Annotated in this window: 17 protein-coding genes and 1 pseudogene; 7 read left to right on the top strand and 11 right to left on the bottom strand. The window is 71.9% G+C overall.

Annotated features, from left to right (window positions below; all coding sequences use genetic code 11):
- Positions 1-41 precede the first annotated feature (41 nt).
- The 3 genes from AMK25_RS14075 to AMK25_RS14065 are packed head-to-tail and all read right to left on the bottom strand — an operon-like array spanning position 42 to position 3,860.
- Entirely contained in the window at positions 42-1,862 is a 1,821-nt protein-coding gene (locus tag AMK25_RS14075) for an ABC transporter ATP-binding protein (RefSeq protein WP_073828832.1), read from the bottom strand.
- Positions 1,863-1,899: 37 nt separating this feature from the next.
- Positions 1,900-2,412: a methylated-DNA--[protein]-cysteine S-methyltransferase gene (locus AMK25_RS14070; RefSeq protein ID WP_073828831.1), complete on the bottom strand. Its 513-nt coding sequence runs from the start codon at positions 2,410-2,412 to the stop codon at positions 1,900-1,902.
- Positions 2,409-3,860 carry an AlkA N-terminal domain-containing protein gene (locus AMK25_RS14065; protein ID WP_073828830.1) on the bottom strand — a complete coding sequence of 484 codons (1,452 nt, stop codon included), beginning with the start codon at positions 3,858-3,860 and terminating at the stop codon, positions 2,409-2,411. Before AMK25_RS14065 ends, AMK25_RS14070 begins: the two co-directional genes overlap by 4 nt.
- A 243-nt stretch (positions 3,861-4,103) precedes the next feature.
- On the opposite strand from AMK25_RS14065, the gene AMK25_RS32720 reads away from it, so the two are divergent.
- Entirely contained in the window at positions 4,104-4,568 is a 465-nt protein-coding gene (locus tag AMK25_RS32720; protein WP_241826359.1) for a hypothetical protein, read from the top strand.
- Between the two features lie 176 nt (positions 4,569-4,744).
- On the opposite strand, the pseudogene AMK25_RS32715 reads toward AMK25_RS32720, so the two are convergent.
- Positions 4,745-5,518, bottom strand: a pseudogene (locus tag AMK25_RS32715) (EamA family transporter); the annotation flags it as partial.
- 91 nt (positions 5,519-5,609) lie between these two features.
- On the opposite strand from AMK25_RS32715, the gene AMK25_RS14055 reads away from it, so the two are divergent.
- The 4 genes from AMK25_RS14055 (at position 5,610) to AMK25_RS14040 (ending at position 8,653) form a co-directional block, all read left to right on the top strand.
- A complete protein-coding gene (locus AMK25_RS14055) occupies positions 5,610-6,116 on the top strand; it encodes a MarR family winged helix-turn-helix transcriptional regulator (RefSeq protein WP_073828828.1) in 507 nt (168 codons plus the stop codon).
- A 30-nt stretch (positions 6,117-6,146) separates the two neighbouring features.
- A complete protein-coding gene (locus tag AMK25_RS14050; protein ID WP_073828827.1) occupies positions 6,147-6,893 on the top strand; it encodes a peptidase E in 747 nt (248 codons plus the stop codon).
- Between the two features lie 58 nt (positions 6,894-6,951).
- Positions 6,952-8,037: a redox-regulated ATPase YchF gene (gene ychF, locus AMK25_RS14045; RefSeq protein WP_073828826.1), complete on the top strand. Its 1,086-nt coding sequence runs from the start codon at positions 6,952-6,954 to the stop codon at positions 8,035-8,037.
- Positions 8,038-8,134: 97 nt separating this feature from the next.
- Positions 8,135-8,653 (top strand): HAD domain-containing protein, encoded by a 519-nt coding sequence (locus AMK25_RS14040; RefSeq protein WP_073829334.1) that lies wholly within the window; start codon positions 8,135-8,137, stop codon positions 8,651-8,653.
- A gap of 27 nt (positions 8,654-8,680) precedes the next feature.
- Here AMK25_RS14040 and AMK25_RS14035 read toward each other — a convergent pair whose 3' ends face one another.
- A complete protein-coding gene (locus AMK25_RS14035) occupies positions 8,681-9,175 on the bottom strand; it encodes a hypothetical protein (RefSeq protein WP_073828825.1) in 495 nt (164 codons plus the stop codon).
- A 54-nt stretch (positions 9,176-9,229) separates the two neighbouring features.
- Complete coding sequence (locus tag AMK25_RS14030; protein WP_143194736.1) at positions 9,230-9,742, bottom strand: hypothetical protein; 513 nt, start codon at positions 9,740-9,742, stop codon at positions 9,230-9,232.
- A gap of 204 nt (positions 9,743-9,946) precedes the next feature.
- On the opposite strand from AMK25_RS14030, the gene AMK25_RS14025 reads away from it, so the two are divergent.
- Together AMK25_RS14025 and AMK25_RS14020 are read left to right on the top strand one after the other, a co-directional pair.
- Complete coding sequence (locus AMK25_RS14025) at positions 9,947-10,192, top strand: hypothetical protein (protein ID WP_073828823.1); 246 nt, start codon at positions 9,947-9,949, stop codon at positions 10,190-10,192.
- Positions 10,182-10,520, top strand: coding sequence for a hypothetical protein (locus AMK25_RS14020; RefSeq protein ID WP_143194735.1), 339 nt, complete (start codon positions 10,182-10,184; stop codon positions 10,518-10,520). Before AMK25_RS14025 ends, AMK25_RS14020 begins: the two co-directional genes overlap by 11 nt.
- 25 nt (positions 10,521-10,545) lie before the next feature.
- On the opposite strand, the gene AMK25_RS14015 is transcribed toward AMK25_RS14020, so the two are convergent.
- The 5 genes from AMK25_RS14015 to AMK25_RS13995 all read right to left on the bottom strand — a co-directional run bounded on the left by AMK25_RS14015 (position 10,546) and on the right by AMK25_RS13995 (position 13,791).
- Complete coding sequence (locus AMK25_RS14015) at positions 10,546-10,995, bottom strand: NUDIX domain-containing protein (protein ID WP_083664724.1); 450 nt, start codon at positions 10,993-10,995, stop codon at positions 10,546-10,548.
- A 6-nt stretch (positions 10,996-11,001) separates the two neighbouring features.
- The gene (locus AMK25_RS14010) at positions 11,002-11,721 is read right to left on the bottom strand and encodes a DinB family protein (protein ID WP_073828821.1); all 720 of its coding nucleotides are present in this window, start codon (positions 11,719-11,721) and stop codon (positions 11,002-11,004) included.
- A gap of 143 nt (positions 11,722-11,864) precedes the next feature.
- Positions 11,865-12,560 carry an ABC transporter permease gene (locus AMK25_RS14005; RefSeq protein ID WP_073828820.1) on the bottom strand — a complete coding sequence of 232 codons (696 nt, stop codon included), beginning with the start codon at positions 12,558-12,560 and terminating at the stop codon, positions 11,865-11,867.
- The gene (locus AMK25_RS14000) at positions 12,557-13,435 is read right to left on the bottom strand and encodes an ATP-binding cassette domain-containing protein (RefSeq protein WP_073828819.1); all 879 of its coding nucleotides are present in this window, start codon (positions 13,433-13,435) and stop codon (positions 12,557-12,559) included. The genes AMK25_RS14005 and AMK25_RS14000 overlap by 4 nt, the downstream gene beginning before the upstream one ends.
- The gene (locus AMK25_RS13995) at positions 13,432-13,791 is read right to left on the bottom strand and encodes a GntR family transcriptional regulator (RefSeq protein WP_043328406.1); all 360 of its coding nucleotides are present in this window, start codon (positions 13,789-13,791) and stop codon (positions 13,432-13,434) included. The genes AMK25_RS14000 and AMK25_RS13995 overlap by 4 nt, the downstream gene beginning before the upstream one ends.
- Between the last annotated feature and the right edge of the window lie 79 nt (positions 13,792-13,870).

Genomic DNA, 13,870 nt, shown 5'->3' with positions numbered 1-13,870 from the left:
CGGCGCGTCGCGGGGCCGGGGCACCCGCGGCGCGCCGCCGGTCACGAGCGCACCAGACCGACGCCGTCGGAACGGCGCTCCGGCTCGGCGGAGAGCACCGCCCGGTACGCCGGTACCCGGGCCAGCAGCTCCGAGTGGGTGCCGACGGCGACGATCCGGCCGCCGTCCAGCAACGCCACCCGGTCCGCCAGCGCCACAGTGGACGGGCGGTGCGCCACCAGCAGCGCCGTGGTGCGGCTCTCCCGCAGCACCCGGCGCAGCGCCGCCTCCACGAGCGCCTCGGTGTGCACGTCGAGCGCGGAGAGCGGATCGTCGAGCACCAGCAGGGCGGGCCGCCCGAGCACCGCGCGGGCCAGCGCGAGGCGCTGCCGCTGCCCGCCGGACAGCGACAGCCCCTGTTCGCCGACCCGGGTGGCCAGCCCCCAGGGCAGCTCGTACGCGAAGTCCGCCTGCGCCAGCGCCAGCGCCGCCCGGACCTCCTCCTCGCCCGCGTCCGGCCGCCCCAGCGTCAGGTTCTCCCAGACCGACATGGAGAACAGGGTCGGCTCCTCGAACGCCACCCCGACCAGCCGGCGCAGCGAGCCGAGCCGCAGGTCACGCAGGTCGCGCCCGTCGACGGTGATCCGGCCGCCGGTCACCTCGTGCAGCCGGGGGACGAGCGACAGCAGCGTGCTCTTGCCGCAGCCGGTGACGCCGACGAGCGCCATCGTCTCCCCCGGCTCGACTGTCAGGTCCAGGTCGTGCAGCACCGGCGCCGAGGTGCCCGGGTAGCGGAAGGTGACCCCCTCGAAGCGGAGCCGGCCGCGTACGTCGGTGCGATTCAGCGACCGGGCGTGCGGCGCGTCCACGATCGTCGGCCGGGTGTCGAGCACCTCCTGGATCCGGTCGGCGGCGGTGGCGGCCTCCTGACCGTTGGCGATGATCCAGCCGAGCGACTGCACCGGCCAGATCAGCATGAGCTGAAGGCTGACGAACGCGACAAGCTCCCCGATGGACAGCGCGCTCTCGGCGACCGCCGCCGCGCCGGTCACCAGGACCGCGCCGAGGGTCAGGTTGGGCACCAGGTCGAACAGCGCCGAGGTGCGGGCCAGCAGCCGCGCCTTGCCGATGCCGGTGTCGTGCAGTCGGCGCGCGCCGACGGTGAACCGGGCCGCCAGTTCCGGCCCCCGCCCGTACGCCCGCATGGTGCGCAGCCCCTGCGCGGTCTCCTCGACGAGCGTGGCCACGTCGCCCTGCTGGTCCTGCATCCGGCGCGACGCCGCGTGGTAGTGCCGGGCGAAGCGGCGGCTGATCAGGAACAGCGGTACGGCGCTGGCCGCGACAAGCGACCCCAGCCAGGGGTGCAGCCGGATCAGCAGCACCACCACGGCGGCGTAGGTGATCAGGTTGAGCACCAGGAACAGCAGCCCGAAGGAGAGGAACCGCCGGATCACCGAGAGGTCGCTGGTGATCCGGGACAGCAGTTGGCCGGACTGCCAGCGGTCGTGGAAGCCGGCCGGGAGGCGTTGCAGGTGGGCGTAGATGTCGGCGCGGATGGCCGCCTCCATGCCGACCGAGGACGACGACTGGGTCCACCGGCGGATGAAGATGAGGACCGCCTCGGCCAGCCCGAGCAGCAGCGCGAGGCCGCCGAGCCGCAGCAGCCCGGCCTCGTCGTGCCGGGCCACCGGCCCGTCGACCACCCGCTGCACCACGAGCGGAACGGCCAGGCTCGCCGCGGTGGCCGCCAGCGCCGCCACCAGCAGCCAGGCGAACTCCCTCGCGTACGGGCGCAGGTAGGGCCGCAACCGCCAGAGGTTGCGCAGCGGCTGGGACCGGGCGTCGTTTTGCGCCGCGGGGTTGCCGTCGCTGGGCGCGGGCACTACCCGACGGTAGCCGCCGGGGGTGACGTTTCCGCTGTCAGCTAGCCGTCACCCGTCCCTCATGCCCGAGAAGCCACTTCTTCACGTGCAGGCCCCAGCGGTAGCCGCCGAGCGTGCCGTCGGTGCGCAGCACCCGGTGACAGGGCACGAAGAGCGCTGCGGCGTTGCGCGCGCAGGCCGCCGCGGCGGCGCGGACCGCGGCGGGGCGTCCGGCCAGTGCGGCGAACCCGGTGTAGGTGACCGGGTCGCCGGGCTTGACGTCGCGCAGCACCTGCCAGGCGTGCGTCAGGAAGAGCCCGCCGCTGTGCTGCTCCACCGGGATCGCGTCGATCGCGGCGAGGTCTCCGTCCAGGTAGGCCCGGACGGCGGCGGTGACCGGACCGAGGTCGGCCCGCTCCCGCAGGTCACCACGCAGGCTCGGGTGGGTCAACGGCGCCAGGGCCGCCGGGTCGGGCGTGAAGCCGGCCGCGCGTACCGCGCCGTCGGGGCCGGCGAGCACGCTCAACGGGCCGACCGGTGTGTCGATGACGGTGCTGTCCACAGTGCTCATGCTGCTCTCCAGAGTCGGATCGTCGCGTAGGACCGCCAGGGGCGCCATCGATCGGCGTACGCGAGCAGGGTCTTGGGGGTGTCGGGCAGGCCGAGCGCGGTTGCGCCGCGGCGTACGCCCAGGTCGGTGGTGAGGGCGACATCGGGGTCGCCGAGTGCGCGCATGGCCAGGTAGCCGGTGGTCCACGGGCCGACGCCGGGCACCGCGGCCAGGAGCCGGACCGTCTCCTCCCGGTCGCCTCCGGGTTCCAGGTCCAGCGTCCCGTCGGCGACGGCGCGGGCCAGCGCCCGGATCGTCTCCCGGCGGGCGGCCGGCATCCGGAACGCCGGGTCCGGCGCCGCGAGCACGTCGGCGGGACCCGGGAACGCCACCAGGCCGTCGGCCGGGTCGTCGGTGCCCGAACCGCTCGCCGACCGGACGGCGGAGAGCAGGCGGGTGAGCGTGGTCCGCGCCGAGGTCAGCGAGACCTGCTGGGTCACGACGGCGCGGACGGCCAGCTCGAAGCCGTCGACCGCGTGCGGAAGCCGGACGCCCGGCTCGGCGACGACCGCCGGGGCCAGCGCCGGGTCGGCGGCCAGGGTGGCGTCCACCGCGACCGGGTCGGCGTCCAGGTCGAGCAGGCGGCGGCAGCGGGCCACCGCGGGAGCCAGGTCACGCATGTCGGCCAGCCGCAACGTGGCGTCGATGTGGCCGTCGGACGGGGTCAGCGCCACCGTGCCGGGACCGTGCGGCAGGCGCAGCCCCCGGTGGTAGGTGCCGTCGCGGACCACCTCGACGCCGGGCAGCGCGCGCAGCGCGAGGAAGTCCAGCAGCGCGCCCGCGTGCAGCGGTGGCCGGTATGCCAGCCGCAGCGAGAGCGTGCCCGCGCCGGTGGCCGAGGCCGGACCGCGTCGCCCGGCGCGCAGCTCGGACGGGGTGCCGCCGTAGACCTCACGGACCGTCTCGTTGAACTGCCGGACGCTGCCGAACCCGGCGGCGAAGGCCACCTCGGCCAGGCCGAGGCCGGTGGTCTCGATCAGGATCCGGGCGGTCTGCGCGCGCTGTGCCCGGGCCAGCGCCAGCGGGCCGGCGCCCAGCTCGGCCTGGAGCATCCGGTGCAGGTGCCGCTCGGTGTAGCCCAGCCGGCCGGCCAGCCCGGGCACCCCGTCGCGGTCGACCACGCCGTCGGCGATCAGCCGCATGGCGCGGCCGACCAGGTCGGCCCGGACGTCCCACTGCGGGGAGCCCGGCGCCGCGTCCGGCCGGCACCGGCGGCACGCCCGCAGCCCGGCCCCCTGCGCGGCGGCGGCCGACGGGAAGAAGCGGACATTCTGCCGCTTGGGTGTCATCGCCGGACAGGACGGCCGGCAGTAGATCCCGGTCGACGTCACGCCGGTGTAGAACCAGCCGTCGAACCGCGGGTCGCGGCTGTCGACGGCCCGGTAACACCGTTCAAAGTCCAGCTCCATGCCCCCGATCCTGCCCCCCGGCCCGCCGGCGTGGCTGGCGGGATTCGGACATGACGTGTGGCAGTCGCGTCAGCTCGGGGAGCTGGCGGTATCCCCGCCCCCGGGACACCGCCACCTCGGCGAGATGGCGTGGATCATGATCGGCGGACCCGAGAAAGTGTCGTAAGTGGTCGGTACGGTCCCGCCACCAACTCAAGAAAAGGTGCGGGGCATGGCGAGCGTGGCCGGGCGGGGTGTCCGCTGATGCGATCGGGGCGGGCACCGTTGGACGCCGCGGTGGTGCAGGGCTTCTACGAGCGGATGAGGATGGTGGCGCCGGCCGCGTACGGCGCGATCGAGCGCGACCGGGCCGGTGACGCCGGTCGCCCCTTCCCCGACACCGCCTGCGGCCGGCTGGCCGGCTCGCTCGACCCGGACGGGCTGCGCGCGCTCGGCATGTGGGCGCACCACTGGTGCATGCGCTTCTACGACGACGACACGCGCGTCGGCCTGCGGCTGGTCCGGGAGATCGCCGCCCGCTCCGGCCTGGGCTGGACCGCCGACGAGGTGCGGTGGCTGCTCGACCGGTCGTACGAGGCCGGTCCCGCCGCCGGGCACCGGTTCACGCTGCCGCTGGCGGCCGCGGCGCAACTGCCGGCCGGTGTGCTGCCCGAGGGCGTCGCCGCCGAGGCGTGGCCGGACGACTGGCGCCGGCTGCGAGCCGGCTGACGGCGCCGCCACCAGGTGGCCCTCCCACCGCCTGCCCGAACGCCGGCCAGCGCCGCCGTCGGGCGGTCCGCGTCGCGGGTCGGCAGTGGGCGCGACGGTCGGTCCGGCAGCTGGGCCAGCACCATCGCCGCCACTGCCACCGCGAACCCGGCGAGCTGGACCGGATCCAGCGCCTCGCCGAGCACCGCCCAGCCGAGCGTCGCCGCGGTGAGCGGGCTCAACGCGCCGAGCACCGACACCTGGGCCACCGGCAGCCGCGTCGCGCCACGGAACCACAGCACGTACGCCAGCGCGGTGCCGGCCAGCCCGAGCCACGCGTACCCGAGGACTGCCGGCCCGTCGGGCACGGGCGGCGCGCCCTCGACGGCGGCGGCGACCGGCACGATCATCAGGCCACCGGCGACGAGCTGCCAGCTCGTCGCGGCCAGGACGCCCACGCCGGGCGGCCGGCCCCAGCGGCGGGTGAGCACCAGCCCGGCGGCCATCGCCACGGCTCCGGCGAGCCCGGCGGCGACGCCGAGCGGGTCGAGGCCGGCGCCGGGGCGCAGCACCACGAGGGCGACGCCGAGCGGGGCGGCCACGGCGGCGACCAGCGCCGGCCGGGTGGGACGGTCGCGGAGCAGGGCCACCGTGAGCACCGCGACGAGCAGTGGCTGCGCGGCGCCGAGCACGGCGGCGGTGCCGCCGGGCAGCCGGTACGCGGCGAGGAACAGCAGCGGGAAGAACACCCCGATGTTGAGGGCGCCGAGCAGGGCGGCCCGCCCCCACCAGAGGCCGTGTGGTCGTCTTCGGGTCAACGCGAGCAGCAGCAGGCCGGCCGGGAGGGCTCGGATCGCCCCGGCCCAGAGCGGCCGGTCCGGTGGCAGGAGTTCGGCGGTCACCAGGTAGGTGGTGCCCCATGTGACAGGGGCGGCGGCGGTCAGCGCGACGTCTGTCCAACGGCGGTTCATGGGCTCTCTTCTCATCCGTAAGTATCTTAGCGCTAAGCTAATCAGGGCCGAGCGAAAAGGGGAAGTGGGACGTGCGGCACAATCGGCAGCCGTGACAGGCGACGAGGTGGACGCGATCGTCGAGCAGTGGCGGCGGGAACGACCAGGCATGCGGCCCGAGCCGATGGCCGTGTTCGGCCGCATCTACCGGCTGGCGCGCCTGGTCGGCGACCGGCAGGAAAAGGTGTACGCGGCCTGGGGCATCGGCCGGGGCGAGTTCGACGTGCTCGCCGCGCTACGGCGCTCCGGCTCGCCGTACACGCTGGCGCCGAAGGCGCTCGCCGCCTCGCTGATGCTCACCTCGGGCGGCATGACCGGGCGGCTCGACCGCCTCGAACGGGCCGGTCTGGTGCGCCGCTCGCCGGACCCGGCCGACCGGCGGGCGCTGCGGGTCACACTCACCGACACCGGTCGCCGGGTGGTCGAGGAGTCCGCCGAGGCCGGGCTCGTGGTGCAGCGGCGGATCCTCGACGCGCTGCCCCCGGCCGACCAGGACCGGCTCGCCGATCTGCTGCGTACGCTGCTCGCCGCGGCCGACACCTCTGATCCGGCACAATGATCGTCACTGTCATCGGCCGGAAGGACGCCCGTGCCCGCCACTGAACCGACGATCGTCGCCACCAGCATGGGTTTCGCCAGCCGTCGTCGTGGCCCCTGGGACGCGCGGCCCAGCGCGCTGTTCGACCTGATGGCCGAGCTGGCCGGGGCCGGCGACGCGCCCCGCGTCTGCTACCTCGGCCAGGCCACCGGGGACCAGCCGACCGGGTTCACCGTCTTCTACGGCGCCTTCGCCGGCACCCGGTTCCGCGCCTCCCACCTGGCGCTCTATCCGATGCCGAACGTCGAGGACATCCGCGCCCACCTGCTCGCGCAGGACGTCATCTGGGTCGGCGGTGGCAGCGTGGCCAACCTCTGCGCGGTCTGGCGGGTGCACGGCCTGCCGGAGATCCTGCACGAGTGCTGGCAGGCAGGCGTGGTGCTCGGCGGGGTCTCCGCCGGGTCGATCTGCTGGCACACCGGCGGCGCCACCGACAGCTACGGGCCGACGCTGCGGCCCTTCACCGAAGGACTGGGCTGGCTCCCGTACGGCAACGGCGTGCACTACGACAGCGAGGAGCAGCGGCGACCGCTGATGCACCGGCTGGTCGCCGACGGCACGCTGCCCGCCAGCCACTGCACCGACGACGGCGTGGGGCTGATCTACCGAGGCACCCGGCTGGCCGAGGCGGTGGCCGACCGGCCGGGCGTGGCCGCGTACGAGCTGGTTCGCGCCGAGGACGGCACCGTCCGGGAGACCCGGATCGAGCCACGCCTGCTGTCCGCCGCGCCGCAGTGACCGGCTTCGCGTACCTGCCTGCCCGGCGGTGGCGGCGAGGCGCGTAAGCTGGTTCGTCGTGAGTCTCACCATCGGCATCGTCGGCCTGCCCAACGTGGGCAAGAGCACCCTGTTCAACGCGCTGACCAAGAACGACGTGCTCGCCGCGAACTACCCGTTTGCCACCATCGAGCCGAACGTCGGCGTGGTCGGGCTGCCCGACGAGCGGCTGGCCAAGCTGGCCGAGATCTTCTCCTCGCAGAAGGTGCTGCCGGCGCCCGTCTCCTTCGTCGACATCGCCGGCCTGGTCCGCGGCGCGTCCAAGGGGCAGGGCCGGGGCAACGCGTTCCTCGCCAACATCCGCGACGCCTCGGCGATCTGCCAGGTGGTGCGCGCCTTCTCCGACCCGAACGTGGTGCACGTCGACGGCAAGGTCTCCCCGGCCGACGACATCGAGACGATCAACACCGAGCTGATCCTGGCCGACATCCAGACGCTGGAGAAGGCGCTGCCCCGGCTGGAGAAGGAGGCCAAGCTCCGCAAGGACCGGGCCGCCGCCGTCGAGGCAGCCAAGAAGGCGGTCGAGGTCCTCGACAACGGCGTGACCCTGTACGCGGGCGCCGCTGCCGCGAAGGTCGAGCTGGAACACCTGCGTGAGCTGCACCTGCTCACCACCAAGCCGTTCATCTACGTCTTCAATGTCGACGAGGCGGAGCTGGGCAACGCCGAGTTCCTCGACGAGCTGCGCGGCCTGGTCGCGCCCGCCGAGGCGGTCTTCATGGACGCCAAGATCGAGTCCGAGCTGGTGGACCTGCCCGAGGACGAGGCCCGCGAGCTGCTGGAGTCGATCGGGCAGTCCGAGCCGGGCCTGGACCAGCTCGTCCGGGTGGGCTTCCGGACGCTCGGGCTCCAGACGTATTTGACCGCCGGCCCCAAGGAGGCGCGGGCCTGGACCGTCCCGGTCGGCGCGACCGCGCCGGAGGCCGCCGGGGTGATCCACAGCGACTTCCAGCGCGGCTTCATCAAGGCCGAGGTGGTCTCCTACGCCGACATGGTCGAGGCCGGATCGATGGCTGCGGCCAAGGCCGCCGGCAAGGTCCGGATCGAGGGCAAGGAGTACGTCATGCAGGACGGCGACGTGGTGGAGTTCCGCTTCAACGTCTGAACCCGGTCCGTTTCCGCAGGTCAGTACGCCGGCCTCTCGCTCTGGGGCACACCGACGGACGAGTCGACGTGTGCTCCCGATCCGTATCGTGGCAGCCATGTCGCGCGGTCTGCCTCTTCTCCTGCTGGACGTCGACGGGGTTCTGAACCCGTTCGGGGCCGACCGGTGTCCACCTGGCTACGAGGAGTTCGACTTCTTCCCTGACGAGGAGCCGGTACGACTGTGCCGCGCCCACGTGGCCTGGCTTCGGGAACTGGGTGACCGGTTCGAGATGGCTTGGGCAACCGGGTGGGGTGCCGAGGCGAACCAACTTCTCGCGCCGGTGCTACAGCTTCCACAGCTACCCGTGATCGGCTTTCCTCCGATCCCGTTCGAGCCACGGGAGAAGGTGCCTGCCATCGCCAGCTATGTCGGCTCACGACCTGCGGTGTGGATCGACGATGCGTTGACGCCGGAGGCGCATGCCTGGGCCGAGGGTCGCAAGGCACCGACGCTGTTGGTCGATGTCGATCCGGCAGAGGGGCTGACTCAAGCCGCAGTCCTCCGGGTGCTTCTTTGGGCCGAGGACCTGACAGGCGCGAGCGGAGTTGGTGACAGCAGCCCGCTTCAACGTTGAGTACGGCCCGGTGGTGGAGGCGGGCGCCTACCGGTCGGCCGTTGCGCGAGCGATCCGGGATGGCCCGTGGTCGGGCAGGACGACGATGAACTGCCACGGTCCGTACTCGACCCGGGCAAGCCCGATCGATCCGTTGACGCCAAGGGCCGCGACCATGGCGGGGCCGCCTTCGACGATCTGGTCCAGCCGGGCGTAGTGCCTGGCCAGGCTGACGGCGGGGCCGTTGATCCATAGCTTGATCCGGGCACCTCGGCGCAGAGCGTCGAGCAGTTCCTCGCGCATCGGTCCCGCCGTGGTCGCCAGGACCCGGTCGTGCAGGCGTTCCTGCGCGCAAGGCCGGGTCGGGGCGGCGGCGGCCTGCTGCCGGCAGGTCGGGCAGGCCGAGCCGTCCTCGCCGTCGAAGAGGTGCCGGTACAACTCGATCTGATCCTCGATGAGGCCGTACAGGGTTTCCTCGCCGTTCCAGGCGTGCTGCACGCCGGGTGTGAGCGGGTGGATCGCAGCGGCGAACTCGGCCGGCACCCGTGCGGTGGCGAACGACCAGCCTTCCCGATCAGCAGAAGTCACTGCGCGAGGCTACCGACACGTGCTCGACGCAGCGAACCTCTTCACGTCCTGGAGCAAGAGGTCGAGAAAGATGGCCAGGTCCGGGGCAGCCACGTCGAAGCGCGGGTCCTCCGAGGTGTAGATGCCGTCGAGGACGAGGTCGGGAGGCAGCCGGTAGACGGGTGACCCGTCCGGCGTCGCCAGCGCGTACTGTGTGCCGCCGCCGTCGCTGGCGAACACGACGACATCGGCGTCGTGGCGGCCGCGTACGCGCCAGAGGTCCCGTGCCTCGTGGACGTGGACCACGTGGGCGGCGCTGTGCAGGAAGAACCCGTTGTCGATGTCGGCCAGGTCGACGGCGTCAACCACCGCGTACAGGTCGGCAAGGACAGCGGGGACGGTGGGACGGGCGGCGGCGATCAGCGCGGCAGAGGTCGTCGTGGGCTCACTGACGACGTTCTCGCCAGGCGGGTATCCGTAGCGGTCCTCGAAGTCGAGCACCGCGGAAGCGACCGCCTTCCGCAGATCCTCCCGCCAGGTCACCAGGTCTCGTTGCATCACGGCAGGACACTGCCACCGTGAGCCAGAATCGACCAGGAGCGCTGGGAGCGGGACGACCGTCCGACCTGTCAGACGCCCGTACGCCGGATTCCGGGTCTTTGATCTCTTGGCCGGCACTGCGACGATGCAGGCCGTCGGAGGCGGCCGTGTGTGGACGTCTCGTGTCTCACCGACCGAGGAGCCGATGTGCGCCTGCCCCGTGAGCCCCACCCGGTTGACCGGCCGGGCCTGCTCATCTCCATGATCGTCTGTGGTGGCCTCGGGACCCTTGCGGCGAGCGGATGGAACGGCGACGCAGGGCGGTTCCAGCCGATCGCGGCGGTGCTCGCCGTGGTGCTGTTCGCGTGCTTCCTGATCATGTTCGCGGTGTTCTGGGTCGGCTGGCTGATGCGCGGCCACGAGTTGTGGCGCGAGGCGCGGCGTGAGCGCTGACCAGGACCGTTACCGGCATAATCGCCGGTGGCTCGAACACGCGGTGCACGAGCTTCCGGCCGGGGTGCTGTGGGGCGCCGACGGCGCGACACCCGCACAGTGCGCCGAGATGCTGGACGGTCTGGACGAGTTCGCTCGCACCTGTGCCCGCCTCGGACTCGACGACCACACCGGGTTCATCGAGGAGTGCCGGTGGCATTTCGACCACTACCCGCACTACCTGAGCCGCCGCCGTCATGTTGCGGACTACCCGACGTACATCCGCAACCGTCGCGGACCGATGCGGGTCTCGTCGCCTCCGACGCCGGACTGGCTGCGACGTCGCTGACCATCGCCGCCGTTCTCCCTGGTGGTCAGGCGCGACGTTCGGCAAGGACCCTGCGGAACAGGGCGGGGTAGTCGGCATGAGCCAGCGGTAGCGCTCCGAGCGCGTCTTCGGTGAACCAGCCGATGGCTTCGTGTTCCTCCGGCGCGAGGTTGGCCGGATACCCCGTCCACGCTTCGACCAGCCAGATCCGCATGGAGAACGTGTCGGCGTGAACCTCGTGCACGGGCGGACCCGACGGCACCGTCACGTCGATGCCCACTTCCTCTCGGAGCTCACGAGCAAGTGCGACACGGGGCGGTTCCCCGGGCTCGACGTGCCCGCCGGGCAGGTCCCAGACGTCGGGCAGCACACGACGCAGGGGAGAGCGGTGGCACAGGAGTATCCCGTTGCCGTCGCACAGCAACCCGGTGACGATGCGCGCCCTGGGAGAGCCGTCCGACGAGGCCTCCGATGCGAGGCCGGTCCACGTGGACACCGGACGCTACTCCTGCGCGTCCAGGTCGCGCACTGCGAAGCGGAGGTGTTCCCACTCCTCGTCGAAGATGACGTGGAGGCAGTGCAGGACCGGCTTCTCGTGTTCGGGTGACCACGCTGTCGGTCGAGGCTCGGCGAGCAGCTCCGGAGTGACGCCCGTGAGGAACTCCCGCACCATGGCCTGCCGCTCGGCCCGCAGATCGAGCACCTCGGCGAGACTCGGACGCGCCGCGGGGAAGATCGACATGTCGAGTCCGTCCGTCTCGTACTCGGCGTGTGGCTGCCCGAGCGGATGGAAGGGCTGCGGCAGTCGCAGGATCGCCTTGCCGAGCCAGGCGTCGGTGGCGAACGCGAGGTGGCGCAGGGTCTGCGCGAACGACCACTCGCCGTCGATCGAGATGTCGGCGGCGCCGTCGGGCATGGACACGACCCGGTCGACCGCGGCCGCCCAGGCTCGTTCGAGCGCTGCCCACGCCGCGCGCAGGCCGTCGGGATCCTCGGCATGCCTCAGCTCGCGCCCGGGGAACCGCCGGTTGAGTTCGGCCTCGACGAGCGGCACGACGTCGACACCGTTGACCAGCAGCGCGCCGTCGGTGAGCCACGGCGCGTCGATGTCGAGCCCGCGCACGTCGACGCCGCGCATCACCGCGCCGGCCAGCGTCGACCTGGTGAAGCGCGCGCTTTGCAGGTCCCGGTCCACGAACGTCGTGAGGTCGCTCTGGTCCACGGCGCACCCCTCTCGTCGGCGATCGCGGCAATGCTAGCGAGCAGGTCCGACAACAGCTGTCGATGCGACCGAACCGGGGAGCTGCGGGTGGCGGCCGACGACCCGCATCGCGCGGATCGTCGGCCGACCATCCGTGCCTGCCGTCAGGCGTTCGCCCGGCGGATGGCCGCCATCCCCCCGAGAGCGGCCACCGCGGCGATCAGGGCGGGCCACCCCACCAGCAGGCTGACCTGGTGCTGGCTGCTCAGCCACTGCCAGATGTCACCGAACCATCCCTGCCAGGTGATCAACGCGACGAGCAGGCCGGTCACCAGGATCAGGGCCGCGCCGGCCCCGAACAGGCCGTTCATGCCGAACCGGACGTACCAGACGGCGACGAAGACGGAGACGAAGTTCAGGAACAGGAACGGCACCGCGTAGACGGCGATCTGCAGCAGCCCGTTGTCGACGTCGACGTACGGGATCCGGAAGAACCGCAGCTGGATCCCGAAGCCGCCGGTGGCGCCCTCGATCAGGTTGAGCAGGTAGAGCAGGACGCCGTAGACGACCGCCTGCACCACGTTGACGAGCACCGTGGCGAGGTAGAAGGTGCGCCGGGTGACGCTCATGCCGAGCGCGAACGGGAACGCCTGGCTGATCGAGGCGGCGGCGACGATCGAGCAGACGATGTAGATACTGGCCAGACCGCCCGTGGTGTTCTTGCCCGGCGCGGCCTCGTCGATCGAGGCGAAGATCAGCAGGTTGACGCCGAGCGAGATGGCCATGATGGCCCATGGCCAGGCCAACTGGCTGACCCAGGCGATGGTGTGCATCCGGGCGACGTCGAGGATACGAGTCATCGCGCGTTCGTCCTTTCCGTCGTCAGGCGCACCACGGCCTGTTGGAGCGACACCGGCGCCAGGTCGATGCCGAGCTTCTTGGCGCGCGTCCGTTCGGCGTCGTCGAACGACCCGCGCAGCGACGCGCGGACTGCGCCGCCGAGTTGCTCACGATGCAGCGCCTGGTGCGCGGCGGCGAACTCGTCCACCGCAGCGGCCGGGCCGGACGCCTCCATTACCTCGCCGCGCAGCTCGTCGCTGGGCGCGTCGAGCAGCAGCTTGCCGCGGTCGAGCAGCAGCACGTGCTCGATCAGGTCGGCCACCTCGTCGATGAGGTGCGTGGAGAGCACGACGGTGCGCGGATTCTCGGCGTAGTCGGCGAGCAGCCGGTCGTAGAAGAGTTGCCGGGCGACCGCGTCGAGACCGAGGTACGGCTCGTCGAAGAAGGTCAGCGGCGCGCGTGCGGCCAAGCCGATCGTCACGCCCAGCGCGGACAGCATGCCGCGGGACAGTTTGCGTACCTTGCGCTTGCGCGGCAGGTCGAAGTCGTCCACCAGGGACTGCGCGAAGTCCTCGTCCCAGTTGGGGAACAGCCGCTTGGCCAGGCTCAGCACGTGCCGGACCTGGTACGCGGTCGGGTACGTCTGACTCTCCTTGATGAAGACCACCCGCGACAGCACCCGCTCGTTCTCGTACGGCCGCTCACCGAAGAGCATGAGGTCGCCGCTGGTGCCGCTGTTCTGGCCGGTGATCAGCTGCATCAGCGTCGTCTTGCCGGCGCCGTTGCGGCCGAGAAGCCCGTAGATCTTGTCGCCCGTCAACGTGAAGGTGACGTCGTCGAGAGCGGTCACCTCGCCGAACCGCTTCGTGAGTCCGGCTGCCGCCACGACGCTCATCGCTGTTCCTCCCCTGTGTCGATGAGCTTCTTCAGCTCCTCGGTGCCGATGCCCAACTTGCGTGCCTCCTCGATGAGGGGCCGCACGTACTGGTCGGAGAACTCGCGCCGGCGGCGTTCCCGGAGTGTTTCGACGGCGCCCGTTGCCACGAACATTCCGATCCCCCTGCGCTTGTAGAGAAGCCCGTCATCGACCAGGCGGTTGATCCCCTTGGCGGCGGTCGCCGGGTTGATCCGGTGGAACGCCGCAAGCTCGTTCGTCGACGGCACCTGGGTCTCCTCCGCGTACGTCCCGTCGATGATCGAGTTTTCGATCATCTCCGCGATCTGGACGAAGATCGGCCGGCCGTCATCCATCCTGGTTCTTTGGTTCATTACTCATGTAACTAACCATGGCGCTCGCGGGCCGGGGCGTCAAGTCTTCTTCGAGTACGCG

The organism is Micromonospora sp. TSRI0369, assembly GCF_001905625.1.
GTDB classification, from domain to species: domain Bacteria; phylum Actinomycetota; class Actinomycetes; order Mycobacteriales; family Micromonosporaceae; genus Micromonospora; species Micromonospora echinospora_A.
Note: the sequence above shows the minus strand (reverse complement) of the source record. Positions and strands in the feature narration are given on the sequence as shown.